Source organism: Telluria sp. ZB4P37, assembly GCF_059685855.1.
Map to the genome: position 1 here is coordinate 50,484 of NZ_JCASID010000015.1, position 18,564 is coordinate 69,047.

19 protein-coding genes are annotated in these 18,564 nt (G+C 66.6%); 10 read left to right on the forward strand and 9 right to left on the reverse strand.

The window, feature by feature from the left end; translation table 11 throughout:
* The first annotated feature begins 119 nt into the window (after positions 1 to 119).
* The gene (locus tag AC56K1_RS19555; protein WP_497159459.1) at positions 120 to 494 is read left to right on the forward strand and encodes an SPW repeat protein; all 375 of its coding nucleotides are present in this window, start codon (positions 120 to 122) and stop codon (positions 492 to 494) included.
* 138 nt (positions 495 to 632) lie between these two features.
* Here the strand turns inward: AC56K1_RS19555 and AC56K1_RS19560 are convergent, their stop codons facing one another.
* From AC56K1_RS19560 to rsmB, 7 genes are all read right to left on the reverse strand, one after another.
* The gene (locus tag AC56K1_RS19560) at positions 633 to 1,910 is read right to left on the reverse strand and encodes an EAL and HDOD domain-containing protein (RefSeq protein ID WP_497159460.1); all 1,278 of its coding nucleotides are present in this window, start codon (positions 1,908 to 1,910) and stop codon (positions 633 to 635) included.
* Positions 1,911 to 2,021: 111 nt separating this feature from the next.
* Positions 2,022 to 2,786, reverse strand: coding sequence for a class II glutamine amidotransferase (locus tag AC56K1_RS19565; RefSeq protein ID WP_497159461.1), 765 nt, complete (start codon positions 2,784 to 2,786; stop codon positions 2,022 to 2,024).
* A gap of 72 nt (positions 2,787 to 2,858) precedes the next feature.
* Entirely contained in the window at positions 2,859 to 3,116 is a 258-nt protein-coding gene (locus tag AC56K1_RS19570; protein ID WP_159696519.1) for a BTH_I0359 family protein, read from the reverse strand.
* Between the two features lie 471 nt (positions 3,117 to 3,587).
* Positions 3,588 to 4,337, reverse strand: coding sequence for a response regulator (locus tag AC56K1_RS19575; RefSeq protein ID WP_497159462.1), 750 nt, complete (start codon positions 4,335 to 4,337; stop codon positions 3,588 to 3,590).
* Positions 4,338 to 4,427: 90 nt separating this feature from the next.
* Positions 4,428 to 6,746, reverse strand: a complete 2,319-nt coding sequence (locus tag AC56K1_RS19580; RefSeq protein WP_497159463.1) for a sensor histidine kinase — start codon at positions 6,744 to 6,746, stop codon at positions 4,428 to 4,430.
* 5 nt (positions 6,747 to 6,751) lie between these two features.
* Complete coding sequence (locus AC56K1_RS19585) at positions 6,752 to 7,315, reverse strand: DUF4390 domain-containing protein (protein ID WP_497159464.1); 564 nt, start codon at positions 7,313 to 7,315, stop codon at positions 6,752 to 6,754.
* Positions 7,316 to 7,360: 45 nt separating this feature from the next.
* Positions 7,361 to 8,989: a 16S rRNA (cytosine(967)-C(5))-methyltransferase RsmB gene (gene rsmB / locus AC56K1_RS19590; RefSeq protein WP_497159465.1), complete on the reverse strand. Its 1,629-nt coding sequence runs from the start codon at positions 8,987 to 8,989 to the stop codon at positions 7,361 to 7,363.
* Positions 8,990 to 9,166: 177 nt separating this feature from the next.
* Between rsmB and argS the strand changes: the two genes are divergently transcribed.
* From argS to AC56K1_RS19625, 7 genes are read left to right on the forward strand one after another with little or no spacing between them, the layout of a single operon-like run.
* Positions 9,167 to 10,906 (forward strand): arginine--tRNA ligase, encoded by a 1,740-nt coding sequence (gene argS / locus AC56K1_RS19595; RefSeq protein ID WP_497159466.1) that lies wholly within the window; start codon positions 9,167 to 9,169, stop codon positions 10,904 to 10,906.
* Positions 10,907 to 10,912: 6 nt separating this feature from the next.
* Positions 10,913 to 11,617, forward strand: a complete 705-nt coding sequence (locus AC56K1_RS19600) for an SPOR domain-containing protein (protein ID WP_497159467.1) — start codon at positions 10,913 to 10,915, stop codon at positions 11,615 to 11,617.
* Positions 11,618 to 11,625: 8 nt separating this feature from the next.
* Entirely contained in the window at positions 11,626 to 12,288 is a 663-nt protein-coding gene (locus AC56K1_RS19605; RefSeq protein WP_497159468.1) for a thiol:disulfide interchange protein DsbA/DsbL, read from the forward strand.
* A complete protein-coding gene (locus tag AC56K1_RS19610) occupies positions 12,285 to 13,079 on the forward strand; it encodes an SDR family oxidoreductase (protein WP_497159469.1) in 795 nt (264 codons plus the stop codon). Before AC56K1_RS19605 ends, AC56K1_RS19610 begins: the two co-directional genes overlap by 4 nt.
* Positions 13,076 to 13,840 (forward strand): biotin--[acetyl-CoA-carboxylase] ligase, encoded by a 765-nt coding sequence (locus tag AC56K1_RS19615; RefSeq protein WP_497159470.1) that lies wholly within the window; start codon positions 13,076 to 13,078, stop codon positions 13,838 to 13,840. Before AC56K1_RS19610 ends, AC56K1_RS19615 begins: the two co-directional genes overlap by 4 nt.
* Positions 13,837 to 14,565: a type III pantothenate kinase gene (locus AC56K1_RS19620; protein WP_497159471.1), complete on the forward strand. Its 729-nt coding sequence runs from the start codon at positions 13,837 to 13,839 to the stop codon at positions 14,563 to 14,565. Before AC56K1_RS19615 ends, AC56K1_RS19620 begins: the two co-directional genes overlap by 4 nt.
* A gap of 16 nt (positions 14,566 to 14,581) precedes the next feature.
* Positions 14,582 to 15,268, forward strand: a complete 687-nt coding sequence (locus AC56K1_RS19625) for an SPOR domain-containing protein (RefSeq protein WP_497159472.1) — start codon at positions 14,582 to 14,584, stop codon at positions 15,266 to 15,268.
* A gap of 22 nt (positions 15,269 to 15,290) precedes the next feature.
* On the opposite strand, the gene AC56K1_RS19630 is transcribed toward AC56K1_RS19625, so the two are convergent.
* On the reverse strand, positions 15,291 to 16,265 hold the full coding sequence (locus tag AC56K1_RS19630; protein WP_497159473.1) for a GlxA family transcriptional regulator: 975 nt from the start codon (positions 16,263 to 16,265) through the stop codon (positions 15,291 to 15,293).
* A 102-nt stretch (positions 16,266 to 16,367) separates the two neighbouring features.
* Here AC56K1_RS19630 and AC56K1_RS19635 point away from each other — a divergent pair, with 102 nt between their 5' ends.
* Positions 16,368 to 17,270 (forward strand): MBL fold metallo-hydrolase, encoded by a 903-nt coding sequence (locus AC56K1_RS19635; protein ID WP_497159474.1) that lies wholly within the window; start codon positions 16,368 to 16,370, stop codon positions 17,268 to 17,270.
* A 51-nt stretch (positions 17,271 to 17,321) separates the two neighbouring features.
* Positions 17,322 to 17,468: a hypothetical protein gene (locus tag AC56K1_RS19640; RefSeq protein WP_497159475.1), complete on the forward strand. Its 147-nt coding sequence runs from the start codon at positions 17,322 to 17,324 to the stop codon at positions 17,466 to 17,468.
* A gap of 75 nt (positions 17,469 to 17,543) precedes the next feature.
* Here the strand turns inward: AC56K1_RS19640 and AC56K1_RS19645 are convergent, their stop codons facing one another.
* Entirely contained in the window at positions 17,544 to 18,551 is a 1,008-nt protein-coding gene (locus AC56K1_RS19645) for a septal ring lytic transglycosylase RlpA family protein (protein WP_497159476.1), read from the reverse strand.
* Positions 18,552 to 18,564: the final 13 nt, after the last annotated feature.

The window sequence follows — 18,564 nt, forward strand, 5'->3', positions numbered from 1 at the left end:
GCCCCAAGCCGGCGGCACGGCAGCTTTTTTGTTCCCGCGCGCCGGCGCACGGGAACGTCTGCACACCCCGGCTTGTCTAAGCTTCCATCATCGCCCCGACCTTGGCGAAGGAGCTCATCATGGCAATGCATCTGTCGACCAGACGCTGGCAAGACCAGCTGATGGTGGTGATCGGCGTCTGGCTATTCGTTTCGCCCTGGGTATTCGCTTACCCGCCCGGTTCGCCGGTGGCGTGGAATGCCATCCTGGCCGGCGCCATTATCGGCATTCTGGCGGCCTTCGACCTGTACAAAACTTATGTCTGGGCCGTGCTGTTCAATATTATCGTGGGCGCGTGGGTGACGATCTCGCCGTGGATGGTGGATGCGGTGAACGACGTGGCGATGACCTGGACCCTGGTCGTTGCGGGCATCGCGACCATCGTGCTGGGCTTGTGGGAGTTGCGCAGCGATCCGGAGTTGTACAGCCAGTGGCGGTCTGGCGCGACGGGGTGAGGTTTTTCAGGGTTGGCGCAGCGTGAATAGCCGCGCGACTGTTCATCCACTGGTTGAGCGCGTGGGCAGGAAACCTGCCCACGCTACGATTCGCGGCAAATCCAATATGACCGATAAGCGCGTGCGGCTTATCGCGCTTCAGATGGCGTAACGAACGACCTTGTCGCTCCACTCGAAGGCCGACACTTCCAGCTCGGCCAGGTCGTCGCCATTGATCGACAAGCTGTTCAGCGCCGGCATCACTTCGTCTTCCGTGTCTTCCATGCGCTCGATCGATTCGGCCAGGCGCAACAGTTCGCCGAAGAAGCCGCCGCGTACCAGCAGGGCGTGGCGTACTTCGTCGATCACGGGAATCTGTTCGACGATGTCCTGCATCGGAATGCAGAACAGCGTATCCATCAGCGACATCATGCCGACCGTGAAGGCAATGTCCGAGACGTTGCGCTGCGCGGGACGCAGGCGCTGGGCCAGCAGTTCCATCAGGCGCGCGCGTGTGGTGGCCAGCATCAGGAGCGGGCTCAGGTTGTGGCCGCGCACGCCCGGCTCGGCGTACAGCAGGATCTGCAGCCAGCGCTGCAGCTGGCGGCGGCCCAGCAGCATCAGGGCCTGGCTGATCGACTCGATGCGGCGCCCTGCCCCGGCGGCCGGCGTGTTCACCAGACGCAGCAGGTTCAGGCCGAGCGTGATGTCCTTCTTGACGGCGCGCTCGATGACGGCATTGTCGGCATCCGAGGTCACCAGGTTCATCAGGTCCAGCACCGCCGCCTGCGAGGGCGACAGCTTGCGGCCGGCGATGACGGTCGGCTTGGCGAAATAATAGCCCTGGAAGTAATCGAAACCGATGTCCAGGCAGGTGCGGTATTCGTTGTGGGTCTCGACCTTTTCGGCCACCAGGCGCTTGCCCGTGCCGCGCAGGCGCGGGGCCAGCGACAGCAGGGTCACGATCGGCAACTCGCGCAGGTCCATCTTGACGAAGTCGATCACCGGCAGCAGGCGGGCCAAAGAGGCGCCGTGCGCCGAAGCCTCGGCCGCGAAACGGAAGCCATGGGTGGACAGTTCGGTCATGCGCTGGATGACGGCATCGGTCGGCTCCACCGTGCGCACGATCTCGAGCACGGTGCGCTCGCGCGGCAGGAAGGCGAACATGTCGCTCATCAAGACATCGGTGTCGACGTTCAGGAAGGCGGTGGCGTCGCCGATCGCGCGCGCCAGGCCCAGCTGCGAAGCGTGGTGGATGACGCTGGCGCTGGCCGAGATGCCGGAATCGATCTGCGCCGGTCCCTGGGCACTGCCGCGGAACAGCAATTCATAGCCGAACAGCGCCTGGTTACGGTCGAGCACCGGCTGGCGCCCGAGGTAGAAATTACGCAGGCGCAGGGGCTGCGCGGACTGGTCAATGCTGGCGGTATCGGTCATGTCGTCTGGTTGGGCTCGCGAACACACCTACTTTACCGTATTCGTCAGAATTAGTGGCTTCTTGGCATTAATTTACTAGCGGAATGATACTTAACTGTCATGACAGGGGCATTACTGTGGCAACCCGTCCACGAACAGCTTCAATTCGCCCGGCGCGAACTGGGTCCAGGTCTCGTTGGTGGTGAGCGGTTCGGTCACGATGATGGCGACCCGGTCGTCGGGCGTGGTCACCTGCGAGAAGTCCACCGACAAATCTTCGTCGGACAAAGAGGCGGTCACGAACGGGTATTTGCGCAACACGTAGCACAGCTTGGTCGAGCAATGCGTGAACAGCGCGGTGCCGTCCGACAGCATCATGTTGAACGTGCCGTGCGCAGCCACTTGCGCCACCAGGCGCTCCAGAGTAGCGCGCAGCGCCGGCAGTGAAGGTAGCGTGTCGCCGAATTCCGCGCGCAGGCTTTGCATCAGCCAGCAGAAGGCCAGCTCGCTGTCGGTGTTGCCGACCGGGCGGAACGGCCCGGTAAGCTGCGGCGCGAAATCCTTCAGGTCGCCGTTGTGGGCGAAGACCCAGTAGCGGCCCCACAGCTCGCGTACGAAAGGGTGGCAGTTCTCGAGCGCGACTTGCCCTTGCGTGGCCTTGCGAATGTGGGCGATGACATTGGTGGACTTGATCGGGTAGCGCTTGATCAGTTCGGCGATTGGCGAGGCGACCGCGGCCTGGTGATCGACGAAGTGGCGCACGCCGGCGCCTTCGAAGAAAGCGATGCCCCAGCCGTCGTGGTGGGTGTCGGTGCGGCCGCCGCGGTGGGCGAAGCCGGTGAAGGAGAAGACGATGTCCGTGGGGACGTTGCAGTTCATTCCGAGGAGCTGGCACATGGCGCGCAGCTTACCACGCCAGGGGCGTGGGGGGCGCCATCGCCGCGTCCAGCGGCAATGGCGGATTCAGGTTCAATGCAGGACGACCGGCTGGCTCATAAGCGTGTCGTAGGAGCCCAGGAAGTCGTCGATTTCTTCCATGGTCGGCTCGCTCGCGATGAGGTTGTTGACGTCGCGGCGGAACGATTGCGCCAGCTTGCCGCCGATGAAAGCTTCGCGCCGCCCGGCCTTGTCGACGATTTCATAGCCGCCGAAGCGCAGCGCTTCGAGTTCGCGATCCACGCCGAACTCGACGACGCTGTACTGTTCGCTGTTATAGATCATGTTCATGATGACTCCTTCTCTCGATCAGACTGGTTGTGCGTACCAGCCGCTCGGCGGCGGGCGACTGGCTGTTCACTTCGGTTAAGAAGTGGGGCTTTCCGGACCGATTTCAAGTGAGACAACCGGTTCCAGGGCCAACAGCTGATCGTATGGTGGGTCTTGCAACCACGATCGCAACTGATCAAGGTGTTCACTGCTTGCCAAACCGATGAACAGGCGTTCCGGCCCTTGGCGTAACAGTCGATTCAATGTTACACGCAAAACCAGGCTCCCGGCGCAGCACGGACACCCGCCCGCGAGTCGGACAAGTCTTACGGAAGAGCTTTCGGGAATCGGCGAGCTGCCGGCTGGCAGCCCGTCGAGGATGATGGCGCTCAGGCCTGCAGGGGGAACGGCGGCGAGCAGCGCGGCGATGGCGCTCTCGCGTGCGGCGGCGGACGCGCCCGTGACCAGGGTGGTCGCGACCCTTTCTACCAATCAGAGGCCTTTCTTGGCGAGCTTGCCCGGCTCGACGCCGAGTTGCTTGAGCTTGCGGTACAGGTGGGTACGTTCGAGGCCGGTCTTTTCGGCGACGCGGGTCATGCTGCCGCCTTCGCGTCCGAGGTGGTGCTCGAAATACATGCGCTCGAAGGCATCGCGCGCCTCGCGCAGCGGCAGGTCGAAGGACAGCGTGTAGCCGGCGCTTTCGCCCTGCGACATCGCATGCACCATGCGCGAGCCATTGCCCATCGGCGGGGCCGGCGGCGCGAACATCGGCGCAGCAGGGCTGGGCATAGCGCCATTGCCGGCGCCGTTCTCCATCATCGGCATCGCGGTAGTCACGGCCGGACGCGGCGGCGCCAGCGGCGCGCGCGCCACTTCCTGCGCGCGGTTCAGGCCCTGCTGCACGGCCTTGAGCAGCTTTTGCAGCGCGATCGGCTTCTCGAGAAAATTCAGGGCGCCGATGCGGGTGGCCTCGACGGCGGTATCGATGGTGGCATGGCCGGACATCATGATGACCGGCATGGTCAGGAGGCCGTCGCGCTGCCATTCCTTGAGCAGGGTGACGCCGTCGGTGTCCGGCATCCAGATATCGAGCAGCACCAGGTCGGGCGCGCCGGCGGCCCGCGCCTCGCGTGCCTGCTGCGCGTTTTCGGCCAGGGTGATGGCGTGGCCTTCGTCGCCCAGAATTTCCGAGAGTAATTCCCGGATGCCCATTTCATCATCAACTACGAGTATATTCGCCATCTGTATGCCTTCCTGATCTTACCCGGTCAGTGCCTACTCGCTTAGTTCGTGGCATCTGCTGCCTGCCGCTAGCGGGATTCTATGCCCCTATTATATTTCGGACAAGTTCGCCTCGGGGGCTAACTTTAACAGCAAAATGAATACCGACGCGCCAGATCCATCCGATTGGTTGCCGATGTCGATCCGGCCGCCATGTTCGTCGATGATCTTCTTGACCATCGGCAGTCCCAGCCCGGTGCCGCGCGCCTTCGAGGTGACGTAGGGCTCGAAGGCGCGCGCCAGGATGCGCGATGCGAAGCCGGGGCCATTGTCCAGGATCGCCAGGCGCACCGCGGTGCCGGTGGCGCCGTCCGCGCCTTCGTAATGAATGGCTTCGGTGGTGACGTCCACCCGCGGCGGCGCGGCGCCGCCGACGCGGTCGGCCAGTGCATCCTGGGCATTCTGCACCAGGTTGTGGATCACCTGGCGCAGCTGGGTTGCGTCGCCCATCACGCGCGGCAGGTTTGGCGCGAGCGCCGCGTGGATGATGTCGGAGCCGTCCTCGGACAGGTACAGCCGCAGGATCTCGCCGATCAGGGCATTCAGGTCGAGCGGCTCGAGCATCGCCGGCGGCGTGCGCGCATAGTCGCGGAAGTCGTCCACCATTCGCTTCATGGCGTCGACCTGGTTGACGATGGTGGCCGTGCTCTTTTTCAGCAGCTCGGCTTCGCGCTCAGGCAGGCAGCCTTCGAGCTTCATCTGCAGGCGTTCGGCCGAGAGCTGGATCGGGGTGAGCGGGTTCTTGATTTCGTGCGCCAGGCGGCGCGCCACCTCGCCCCAGGCCACCGAGCGCTGGGCCGAGATCACGTCCGAGATATCGTCGAACACCACGATGAAGCCGTGACCGTTACCGACCGGCAGGCGCGAGCCGCGCGCCAGCAGCGTGATGTCGTGGTCATGCTCGTCGCCGGTGCCGCGGCGCGGGATCTCGATCTCCTGCTGCCAGTGTGCGCGCCGGCGGCGGTCGTCGCTGCCGCTGCTGCCGGCGGCGCTTTGCGCGCTCTGCGCCGAGATCGCGCGCGTGATGCAGTTGTAGAAGGTCTCCAGGCCCGCGATGCGCGCCAGCGGGCCGGCCAGCGCGCCCGGCTCGACCTGCAGGATGCGGTAGGCGGCATCGTTCGAGTTCACCACGCGCCCTTCCGCATCCAGCACCATCACGCCGGCCGACATATTGGCCAGCACCGATTCCAGGTGGGCCTTGGCGTTCTGCAGCGCGGTGCGGTTGCGCTCGACGGCGCTGCGCGCCTCGAACAGCTGCCCGGTCATGGCGTTGAAGGAGCGCGTCAGGGTGCCCAGTTCGTCGTTGGTCTCGATGATCGGGCGCGGCGACAGATCGCCCTCGGCCACCGCCTGCGTGCCTTCGGCCAGCACCAGCAGCGGCTGCGCAAGGTTGCCGGCGATGAGGAAGGCGCTGCCGATCGCCCCGAAGATCGCCAGCAGCAAGGTCAATGTCAGGGTTACGATGTACATCTTGCGCAGGCCGGTCCGGGCCTGGGCGCGCGAGCGGTATTCGTCGGAGGCGCTGCGCAGCACCACCGCATTCGAGGCCAGGTTCACCGGCACCGCCTGCAGCAGCTGCAGGTAGCGCGGCTCCATGCCGGACGTTTCGGGAACCGCCAGCAGCACGCGCAGGCGCAGGCCGGTGGCCGCATCGAGCGCGTTCGGCCCGGCCGCGGAGGCGTCGCTGCTGCCTTCCGGGCGCGCATAACCGCCCGGCAGCGCGGCCGACTTGAGCATGTCGGGCGACGGGCGGTCCATCTCGATATTGGCGTTGCGGTCCTGCGCGCTCGAGGCCAGCACGGTGCCGTCGGCGGCCAGCAGCATCGCGCTTTGCATGCCGCTGATGTCGTTGACCAGGCCGCTCAGGACGCCCTGCACCATCACCGCATCCTGGCCGGCCAGCGTGGCGGCCGCGGTCTGCCCGGTCGCGCCCAGTTCGGCCACCGCTTCGTCGAGCGCGGCGCGGCCCAGGTTCAGGCCCGATTCGATCGCGGCCTCGATCTTGACGTCGAACCAGGAATCGATCGAGTGCGACACGAACTGCACCGACACCATGAAGATGACCAGCCCGGGCAGGATGCCGATGCCGGCAAATAAAAGGACGAGGCGCGCCACCAGCCGCGATCCGAACTTGCCGGCCTTGTAGCGCGAATACAGGCGCCCCAGCGCGACGGCCACGAGCACCAGCATCAGCCCGGCCATGCCGGCGTTCACGCCCAGCAGCCAGGTGTAGTAGCGGTCGAAGAAGCCGGAGTTGTCGGAGGCGCCCGCGAGCAGGAACAGCAGGATCGAGACGATGGCGCCGCCTACGACCAATGCGTAGCGCAGCGCCTGGTTGATGGATTTACCCCTGATGCGAAATCCCGCCATGCGCCCTAGCCTGCACGGTAGGCAAAGGTCCTGCGGCTGGAGGCCAGGCGCCAGCTCGAGTCGTTGATGGCATTGACCTGCAGGGGCTTGGACAGGTAGTCGCGGTCCATGTACATGCGCACCGAGACGTCATACACCTCGCCCTGCTTGAGGGCGCCCTTGGGCGCGATCAGCCAGCGCGCGGGACTGCGGATCTGGGACAGGGCGTCTTCCAGGGTCGTGAAACTCTGCGGCAGGCTGCCGGTGGTCAGGACGTTGTACTGGCGCGTGAGCACGTCGTAGGAAATGCCGACGGTGCGCTTGGCCAGCACGGCCTTCTCGTCGCGCCACCACCAGCGCGGGCGCGTCATCTCGATCTCGGTCGTGAAGTGCAGCTTGATGCCGTTCTGGAGCGCTTCCTGGAGCTCGTGGTTCAGGTCGAAAGCAAAGCGCGTCTTCAGCCGGTAGCCGTCCTCGGAGAACTGGATTTCCGCCTGGGTGATGTCGACGGCGTCGGCGGCCCGTGCCTGCGTACACACCAATGCCAGCAGCAGCTGGCAGGCGAGGAGGCAGAAAAATCGTAACGTCACGGGTGAGCCGGAGCCTTAAGTTGAAGCATTATGTCGGGATGACGATTACGCCGCGCGTTTCTGGAACAGGGCGTAGAACAAGCCGTCATGATCCTGCCCGGCACCACTGGCTGGCAGCAGCTGGCCCGGCGCGTCGAGGCGGATGGCGTCGTGGCGCGCCGCGAACGCGGCTGCCTGCGCCTCCGATTCCTGGGGCCAGAGCGAACATGTCACAAACAACAATTTACCATTGGGCAGCAGCATCTGCCAAAGGTTGTCGAGTATTTTGCTTGAAAGTGTTGCAAGTTGGAGTGTGTCCGACTTGCGGCGCAGCCAGCGGATGTCCGGGTGGCGCCGCACGATGCCCGAGGCCGTGCAGGGCACGTCGGCCAGGATGCGGTCAAAGGGCACGCCGTCCCACCAGGCCGCGCTTTGCGCCTCGGCCGCGATCAGCTTGGCGTCCAGGCCGAGGCGGCCCAGGTTGTCCCGCACCCGTGCCAGGCGCTGGGGATCGGCATCGACCGAGGTCAGCTCCACATTGGCGACTTCCAGGATGTGGCCGCTCTTGCCGCCCGGCGCCGCGCAGGCATCGAGCACGCGCATGCCGTCCGCCAGGTCGAGCAGCGGCGCGGCCAGCTGGGCGCCGGCATCCTGCACCGACACCAGGCCGTCGTGGAAGCCCGGGATCTGGCTGACGTTGACCGGCTGCGCCAGGCGCACCGCGGTCGGGCCCAGGCGCGTGGCTTCGATGCCCGCCTCCGCCAGGGTGGCGAGGTAGGCATCGGCGTCCAGGCGGCGCGCATTCACGCGCAGCGTCAGGGGCGGATGCACGTTGCCGGCTTCCAGGATCGACTCCCAGCGGTCGGGATAGGCCGCGCGGGTGCTGTCGATCCACCACTGCGGGTAGTTCCAGCGCGCCAGCGGCTGCTTGAGCGCCTCCGCCGTGAGGGCGTCGCGCTCGCGCAGGAAGCGGCGCAGCACGGCATTGACCATCGCCTTGGCATGGGCGAAATCCGGATGGTGGGCGGCCGCGTGCACGGCCTGGTCGACCACGGTGAAGGCTTCGTAGGGCGGCGGCGTGTCCGGCGGCGGGTCGAGCAGGGCCAATGCGGCGCACAGCAGGCCGTCGAGCATGGCCGGCTCCGGCGCCTTGGTCGTCATCAGGCCGAGCAGCACCTCGCTGCGCCCGAGCTGGCGCATGCAGCGGTAGGCGATGTCCTGGATCGCGCCGCGCGCCTGCGGCGTCACGTCGTATACCGAGAACACGATCGACAGTGCCTGCGGCAGCGCGGTGCCGGCGCGCACCCGCGCCACCGCATTGGCCGCGCCCAGCAGGGCCAGCGCGAGCGAATCGGCCTTCAGGTCGGGACGGAAGTCCTGCTGGGGCGCCACCAGGACTTCGTGGCTCTCGCGCAGGCGCGGGGCAGGCTTCTTGTCGCGGCGCTCAGCCTGCTCGCGGCGCGGCGGCTGGCCGCGCTCGGCTGCCGGACGGTAGGGCTCCGGACGGGGCGGCCGGTCCTGCCCCGGATTGGCCGCCTGCCCGCTGGCCTGGGGGCGCGCTTCCTGATTGCGCTCCGGGCGCGCCGGCGCCGGCTTGGCGGCGGGCCAGGCCGGGCGTGCCCCGCCCTTCGGCGCCGCGGAACGCGCCGGTTTGGCTTTGGGTTTCAGGGAGAGCGTCGGGCGCTTGTCGGTCATGGCAGGATCAATACGGTCGAAAAAGGCCCCCATTGTAACGGCATAGGCTTTGGTACAACTTAATACATGCAAGCAGCGCTTGCCGGGATGAACGTGTTGCGCGCAAGCTCAAACCAGTATAATGAATGCTGTTTGCCTGTCCGCAGGCCCGCCTGATTATTTAGCCCGACTTCCCTTATGCTCGCTCAACAAAAACAACAAATCGTTGCCCTGTTCCAGGCCGCCCTCGCGCCGATCGTCGCCGGCACCGACCTCAATCCTAACGTCGTGCTGGAGCGCCCGCGCGACCCGAGCCACGGCGACATCGCCTGCAATATCGCGATGCAGCTGGCCAAGCAGCTCAAGACCAACCCGCGCGAACTGGCGACCCGCCTGGTCGCTGCAGTGCTGGCCGAGCCGGGCGCGCAAGGCCTGGTCGAGTCGGCCGACGTGGCCGGCCCCGGCTTTATCAACCTGCGCGTGGCCCCCAAGGCCAAGCAATCGGTCGTCGGCACCGTGCTCGATCAGGGCGCGGCCTTCGGCCAGGGCGATTCCGGCAAGGGTCACCACGCGATCATCGAATTCGTGTCGGCCAACCCGACCGGCCCGCTGCACGTCGGCCACGGCCGCCAGGCCGCGCTGGGCGACGCCCTGTCTTCGCTGTTCGAGTCGCAGGGCCACGAGGTCACCCGCGAGTTCTATTACAACGACGCCGGCGTGCAGATCGCAACCCTGGCCAATTCGGTGCAGGCGCGCGCGCGCGGCATCAAGCCGGGCGACGCAGGATGGCCCGAGTCCGCCTATAACGGCGACTACATCCAGGACATCGCCGACGACTTCCTGGCCAGGAAAACCGTCTCGGCCAGCGATGGCGAGCCGGCCACCGCCAGCGGCGATGCAAACGACCTCGAATCGATCCGCCGCTTCGCGGTTGCCTACCTGCGCCACGAGCAGGACATCGACCTGCAGGCCTTCGGCGTCAAGTTCGACAACTACTACCTCGAATCCTCGCTCTACGCGGACGGCAAGGTGGAACAGGCGGTGCAGGCCCTGGTCGACGCCGGCGTGACCTATGAGCAGGACGGCGCGCTGTGGCTGCGCACCACCGACTACGGCGACGACAAGGACCGCGTGATGCGCAAGTCCGACGGCAGCTATACCTATTTCGTGCCGGACGTCGCCTACCACATGCAGAAATTCCGCCGCGGCTTCGACCAGGCGATCAACGTCCAGGGGAGCGATCACCACGGCACGATCGCGCGCGTGCGCGCCGGCCTGCAGGCCGTGAACATCGGCATCCCGCAGGGCTATCCCGACTACGTGCTGCACAAGATGGTCACCGTGATGAAGAACGGCGAAGAGGTGAAGATCTCGAAGCGCGCCGGCTCCTACGTCACCGTGCGCGACCTGATCGAATGGTCGGGCAATGGCGACGTGACGCGCGGCCGCGACGCGGTGCGCTTCTTTCTCATCTCGCGCAAGGCCGATACCGAATTCGTGTTCGACGTCGACGTGGCTCTCGCCACCAGCGAAGAAAACCCGGTCTATTACGTCCAGTACGCGCATGCGCGCATCTGCTCGGCCTTGGCCAACTGGGGCGGTGATGAAGCCCGGCTGGCGAATGTCGACCTGTCGCCTTTGATCACCCCGCACGAAGCGAGCCTGCTGTCGAAGCTGGCCGCCTATCCGGAAGTGCTCGCCCGCGCCAAGCTCGAACTGGGCCCGCACCAGGTCGCCTTCTACCTGCGCGAACTGGCCGGCGAACTGCACAGCTATTACTTCGCCCACAAATGGCTGCTCGACGACGACGAGCCGCTCAAGCTCGCGCGCCTGGCCCTGGCCACGGCGACCCGCCAGGTGCTGCGCAACGGCCTGGCCCTGATCGGCGTGTCGGCCCCGAGCAAGATGGAACGCGCCCCTACTGAACCACAAGAGTAAGCCCACATGACCGCCATGCGATCCTTCTCAGCGCTGCGCCAGCGCGGCAGCACCCTGACCGGCGTCATCATCGGCCTGATCATCGGCTTGGGGATCGCGGTGGCGGTCGCGCTCGTGATCACCAAGGGCCAGTCGCCCTTCACCGACCGCTCCAACAAGATGGGCCGCCCGGCCGACCTCGAGCCGAGCCAGGCCAGCGACCCGAACAAGCCGCTGTACGGCAACCGCGACGCCGCGCGCGAAGCGAACCGCCAGCTGGCCGAGCGCGCCAAGCCGGCCGCGGCGCCCGCCGCCGCCGAAGCCGATCCGCTCGGCCAGGCGATCGCCGGCATGCAGGCGCCGGCCGCACCGGCAACCGCACCAGCCGCGGCGCCGGCACCGGCTTCCGCTCCGGCTGCGGCCCCTGCCGCGGCAGTGGGCGCAGCGCCAGCCCCTGCCCCGGCGGCAGCTGCTGCCGCGGCCGCGGGCAGCGACGGCTATATCTATTTCCTGCAGGCCGGCGCCTTCCGCGAGATGTCCGACGCCGAGAACACCCGCGCCAAGCTGGCCCTGCTCGGCTTCGAGGCCGCGATCACCGACCGCACGACCGACGGCGGCGTGCTGCACCGCGTGCGCGTCGGCCCGTACAACGGCGTCGAATCCATGAACAAGGCGCGCGCCAAGCTGCTCGACAGCGGCATCGACGTCGCCATCGTCCGCAACCAGCGCTAAGGAACCGCATGCAACCGCTACGCCGCCTGCTCTGCACTTCTGCCTTGCTCCTGATTGCCGGCACCGTTGTCGCCTCCCCCGCCGCGCCACGCGACGGCGTGGAATACCAGGTGATGCCGAGCGCGCAGCCGACCGACAGCGGCCGCAAGATCGAAGTGACCGAATTCTTTGCCTATTACTGCCCGCACTGCTACGCCTTCGAGCCCCGGCTTGCGGAATGGGTGAAGAAGCAAGGCGACAACATCGTATTCCGCCGCGTGCACGTGGCGCGCGGCGCGCCGGTGGCGGCGCAGCAGCGCCTGTTCTTCACGCTCGAGTCGCTCGGCCTGCTCGAGCAATATCACGGCAAGGCCTTCGCCGCGATGCATGTCGAGCACCTGCCGCTTGGCCAGGACGAACAGGTGTTCGACTGGGCCAGCCGCGCCGGCATCGACCGTGCGCGCTTCATCGATGCCTACCGTTCCTTCGGCGTGCAGGCCAAGGTGCGCCGCGCGCAGTCGATGATCGAAGCCTACCGCATCACCCACTGGCCGATGATCGCGGTCGACGGCCGCTTCCTGACTTCGCCCGGCATGCTGCAGGAAGCCACCCATGGTGAAGGCGACGCATTGCAGGGCGCCCTGCAGGTAATGGACAGCCTGGTCGCGCGCGCGAAAGCGGACAAGAAATGATCCTGGCGCCGGGCCGCTCGGACCGGGTCTTCATCACCGGCGCCTCGAGCGGTATCGGCGCGGCGCTGGCCCGCGACTATGCGGCGCGCGGCGCCACCCTCGGCCTGCTGGCCCGCCGCCGCGAACTGCTGGCCGAACTCGTTGCCACCCTTCCCCACCCAGAACGCCACCACATCTATGCGGTCGACGCCACCGACCGCGCAGGCGTGGCCGCGGCTGCCGCCGACTTCATCGCGGCCGCGGGCGGCGCCGACATCGTGATCGCCAGCGCCGGCATCTCGCATGGCACCCTGACCGAGCGGCCCGGCGACCTGCCGGTGTTCGACGCCGTCTTCGCCACCAATGTCGGCGCCACCATCGCCACCTTCGCACCTTTCATCGCCTCGATGAAGCTGCAAGCCGGCCCGTGCCGGCTGGTGGGCATCGGCAGCGTGGCGGGCATCCGCGGCATGCGCGGCGCCGGCGCCTACTGCGCCTCGAAGGCGGCCGTGCACAGCTATTGCGAATCGCTGCGCCTGGAACTGCGCGCCACCAACATCAAGGTGGTGACCATCGCGCCCGGCTATATCGACACGCCCATGACCCGCAACAACCGCTTCCCCATGCCCTTCCTGATGCCGGCCGAACGCTTCGCCGCGCAGGCGCACGAGGTGATCGAGCGCGGCCACGGCTACCGCGTACTGCCCTGGCAGATGGGCATGGTGGCCAAGCTGCTGCGCCTGCTGCCGAACGCCCTGTTCGACCTGGCGTTTTCGCGCGCGCCGACCAAGCAAAGGCAGGAAGAAGCATGAAGGCCGCCAACATCGCCGCACTGGCGCGTGCCGGCGTCGCCGTCGAGGTGGTCCCCGAGACGGGTTCCACCAACGCCGACCTGCTGGCGCGCGCGGCCTGGCTCAGCGCACCCCTGCTGCTGGTGGCCGAACACCAGACCGCCGGCCGCGGGCGCGCCGGGCGCAGCTGGCTGTCCTCGAGCGAAGGCTCGCTGACCTTTTCGCTGGCCTGGAAATTTGAGGGCGGCCCGCAGGCGCTCAGCGGCCTGCCGCTCGCGGTCGGCGTGGCGCTCGCCGACGTGCTGGCGCAACTGGGCGTGCAGGTGCAGCTCAAGTGGCCCAACGACGTGCTCAAGGACGGCGACAAGCTGGCCGGCATCCTGGTTGAAACGCAAGGCGCAGCCGGCGGCGGGACCTGGGCCATCATCGGCATCGGCCTGAACCTGGTGATGCCCGACGAAATGGAAGCACGTATCGGCCGCAGCGCCGCCGGCGCGCCCTGGCTGGCGCGCATGGACCGCGATGTCCTGATGGCCGCCCTGCTCGACGGCCTGGCCGAGGCGCTGCAGCTATTCGCGCGCCAGGGCTTCGGGGCCTTCTGCGCGCGCTGGAACCTGCGCCATGCCTGGCAGGGCGAGACGGTCGCCATTGTCGATAACGGCACTGTGCTGCACGAGGGCCTGGCCGCCGGCGTCGACGAAACCGGCCGCCTGCTGCTCGATACGCTTGAGGGCCGCGTCAACGTACTGGCCGGCGACGTTTCGCTGCGGGTGAAGCCATGAAACTGCTGCTGGTCGATGCCGGCAATACGCGCATCAAGTGGGCGATCGCCGCACCCGGCGCAGCCCTGGGCGACTGGCAAACCAGCCATGCCGCGCCGCATGTCGATTTGACCGATATCGCCGCCGCCTGGCGCCGCGCCGGCATCGGCCGCGCGCTCGTCTCGAATGTCGCCGGCGTCGAGGTGCGCGAGCGGATCGCGCAGGCCTTGCCGGAAGCGATCTCGGTCGAATGGTTCGCCTCCACCCTCGATCGTGCCGGATTGCACAACGGCTACCGCAATCCGGCGCAGCTGGGCTGCGACCGCTTCGCCGCCGCCATCGGCGCGCGTGCGCTGGCGCCTGGCCAAAACATCGTCGTCGCCACCTGCGGCACCGCGACCACGGTCGATGCGGTGCGCGCCGATGGCCTCTTCGTCGGCGGCATGATCCTGCCGGGCCTGGCGCTGATGGCCGCTGCGCTCGCCCGCAATACCGCCCAGCTGCCGCTGGTACAGCCGGGCGCCGCCCCACCCCCGCTGTTTGGCGACAATACCGACGACGCGATCGTGTCGGGCATCCTCTCGGCGCAGGCCGGCGCGATCGAGCACGCCTGCGCCTTTCACGGCGCCACCGCCTGCATCGTCTCGGGCGGCGCCGCGCCCTATATTGCGCCGGCCCTCAAGGTCGGCTACCGGCTGGTCGATAATATCGTGCTGGTCGGCTTGCACGCCGCAGCAGCCGCCTGAAGATGGGAGACCGTTCTTGTTGAAATTCGTATTCTGGGTACTGCTGGCGGCGAATGCCGCGCTGTTCGCGTATGGCCACGGCATTCTGGGCAAGGTCGAGGGCAGCGAGCGCGAGCCGCAGCGCCTGAAGAACCAGCTCGCCGCCGATCGCATCGTGATGCTGACCGCAGCCGAGGCCCGCGCCGCCGCCGAGAGCACGGCGGCAGCCGCGCCTGCGCCGGCGGTCCCGGCGGCAGCGACCATCGCCTGCCTGCAGGCCGGCGCCTTTTCGAACGCGGACGCGCGCCGCTTCGAGTCGCGCATCAACCGCTTCGGCTTTGGCGAGCGCCAGTCGCGCACCAGCGTGCCCTTCCAGGAAGTGACGAGCCATCTGGTCTACCTGCCGCCGAGCGGCGGCAAGGAAGGCGCCGACAAGCGCGTGGCCGAACTGAAGGAACGCGGCGTGGCGAATTTCTTCGTGATGCAGGGCGAGTCGCCTTTGAGGTGGGCGATCTCGCTGGGTGTGTTCAAGACGGATGCGGCGGCGCAGAAGCTCGTGGCCGAGCTGGGCCGCCAGGGTGTGCGCGGCGTGCGCGTGCTGCCGCGCGGTCCGCAGGGCACGCGTGCGGCCTGGCAGTTCCGCAAGCTCACGCCTGAGGAGCGGACGGGCCTGGCCGGCATCGCCGACGATTTCAGTGGAGTGCAGCTGCGGCCCTGCGCCTGAGCCGGCAGCGCCTGGCCCGGGCCTACTCTTGTTCAATCGCCGCTTTTTGTCCGAAGGTCCGGCGCCAATCCCTCGGGCTCACGTGGAAGCGCTTCTTGAAGTGCTGCCGCAATGCCAGCGGCGTGTGAAAGCCCGTTGATTCTGAAATTCTCTCGATCGGCATGGAGGTAGTTTCCAGCAACTCGCGGGTCCGCTGCAAGCGCTCATTGACCAGCCAGTCTCCAAGCGTCATGCCCGTCGCCTTGTAAAAATGACGGGTAAACGTGCGGCGGCTGGTGGCGGCCCTGGCTGCCAGTTCATCGATGCTGTGCTGCTTGCCGAGATTTTCCCGCAAGTAGTCGAGCAGCCGGTTGACCTGTGAATCCTCGGTCGAAGCGGCCACGGGTTGCTCGATGAACTGCGCCTGCCCACCCTCGCGATGCGGCGGGATCACCATGGTTCGCGCCACCTTGTTGGCAATCTTGGGGCCGTAGTAGGCCCGCACGAGATAGAGACAACAGTCGAGTCCGGCTCCAGTGCCTGCCGAGGTGATCAGGCGGTCTTCGTCGACGTACAGCGCGTTCATGTCGAGCTTCACGCGTGGAAACCGCAGGCTGAAATCTTTTTCGGCCATCCAGTGCGTCGAAGCACGCTTGCCGTCGAGGAGCCCTGCATAGGCAAGCACATACGCGCCATAGCACAGTCCGACGACATGCGCTCCTCTTGCATGGGCCCGTGCCAGCGTCGCCACCAGTTCCTGGTCCGGACGAGCGTCCAGGTCGTGCCACCCTGGCACGATCACGATGTCCGCCGTGTCAGCCAGTTCCAGGCCGCCATCCGGTTGTATCGTCAACGCACGCTCCGCGGCCAGGGGCTGGGCGCCCGGCGTGACGATCCGCAGGTCGAACAGGCAGCCGTCAAGCGTCTCTGCACTAAACACCAGGTAGGGCACGGAGAAGTGGAAGGGACTGAAGTTCGGATAGACGACGAGCGCAACGACCGGCAATGTTGTAGTCATAAGAAAAAACGCATGCTGTGGCCCGAAATGATCGGTAATTGGCGTACGGGTCAATATTAACGCCAAGGCCCCGCCCCCACAATACTGCTACCAAAACCCACTATGGAGCAGCACATGCAACGATCGACAGCGATGGCCCTTTTGCTTTCCTTGACCCTTGGCGCGGCGAGCGTATCGGGACATGCGGCCCCGAACGCCAACCCGGCGACGAACAAACAGCCGGTCCAGGTACAACAGATTCGGAACGCCACGGCGAAGATCAGCTATGCAGGAAAGACCTTCCTGCTCGATCCCTTCCTGGCCAAGAAAGGTACTTATCCAGGCTTCCCCGGCACCGTCAACAGCCAGCTGCGCAACCCGCTGATCGACCTGCCAATGCCGGCAAAGGACATCATGCAGGGGGTGGACGCGGTGATCGTAAGCCATACCCACCTCGACCACTGGGACGGGGGCGCCCACCAGTTCGTGCCAAAAGCGATTCCCCTGTTTGTGCAGGATGAAACCGATGCCAAGCTGATCCGCAGCCAGGGGTATACGAATGTCCGGATCCTCGGCGAGGACACCGTGTTCGAAGGCGTGCAGCTGAGCAGGACCAGCGGGCAGCATGGTACGGATGAGATGTACCGGAACAAGCCGCTGGCTAAGGGACTGGGCAAGGCAATGGGTATCATCTTCCAGGCACCAGGTGCGAAAACCGTCTACGTCATGGGAGATACCATCTGGCGTAGCGAGGTCGACCAGGCGCTGGCAAAGTTCAAGCCCGACGTGATCCTCGTGAACGCGGGCGATGCCCGCATGGTTGGCTACACCGGTTCGATCATCATGGGCAAGGACGATGTACTGCACGCCTATCAGCGCATGCCGAACGCGACCATCATTGCGACCCATATGGATGCGATCAACCACATGACGCTCAGCCGCAAGGAATTGAAAGAACACGTCAAGCAGCACGGTATCCAGGACCGCGTCCGCATTCCGGCCGACGGCGAGATCCTGACGTTCTGACAGCCGTGCGTTCGCTCTTTGGAATACACCTGCCGCCCTATTCGCTTTCAGGTGCACGATGCGTGCGCTACGCGCGACCTCGAGTTCACGGGCAAGACCGTGCCGGCCGCGCAGGTGCACAGTGCGCTGATGTCGGCGCTGGCGTTTGGCTATGCCTCGGTGCTCACTACCGACGAATACCTGGCGCGCTCATCCTGAGTCGTCCATGTCCTGCTTCCGGGCCGCGCGGACGCTTGCCGACATAGTCATCATGCCGGCGTACGCGGTACCGGGCTAGCGCTTGACCACGAGCGGCTTCAAGCCGAACGCCCCCGGCACCGCGCGCGCCGCCGCCTGCGCCTCGTCGCGGGTGGCAAACGGCCCGCCATACAGCCGGTTCACCGCCCCCACCTTCACCACCTCCAGCGCGCCGAGCGCCAGTCCGGCCTGGGCCAGCCGCTCGCGCATCGCGTCGGCCATGCCGGCGCGGCCATAGGCGCCGAGCTGCACGTAGAAGCTCCCGGCCGGCACCAGCTTGGGCACCACCTGCGCCACGGCCGCGCTGTCGGAGCGCATCGTATCTTCCAGCATCAGCGCGGTGATTTCCGGCGGCGCCGATTGCGCCTGCGAGGTCATCGCGCGGCGCACGGCGGCGATGCGGGTCGGGTGGTCGTTGGGGAACAGGCGCTCGATCTCGACCAGGTGGCTGCCCTTTCCGAGCAGGCCGAGCTTGAGGGCGGCCGTGTACGAGACGTCGATGATGCGGCTGGCGTGGAAGGGACCTCGGTCGTTGATGCGCACGATGACCGATTTGCCGCTGTCGACGCTGGTCACGCGCACATAGGAAGGAATCGGCAGCGTCGGGTGCGCCGCGGTCATCTTGTACATGTCGTAGGGCTCGCCCGACGAGGTCTTCTGGCCGTGGAACTTGACGCCGTACCAGCTGGCCACGCCGCGCTGGGTGAACGGGTCTTCATGGGTGATCGGAGTGTAGCTCTGGCCGAGCACCGAATACGGGCGGTTGGCCCACTTGGCATAGGGCTCGCTGCGGACGATGGCGTCCGGCAGGTCGAGCAGGCCGGGCGGCGGATTGGCGCCGGGGCCGTCGTCCTTGTAATAGCCGCCGCGGCCGGACTTGGCCGGCGGCAGCCTGGGGGCCTCGGGGTGCTGCGCCGCGGGGCGGTGGCCCCAGGGCAGCGGGATCAGGCTTTTGTGCTCGCCGGTCGTGCTGCAGCCGGTGAGCAAGCTGGCAAACGCAGTAACTACGGTAACCGCAGCAAGTTGTTTTCTTGGAACGGCCATTCGCAGTCCTTGT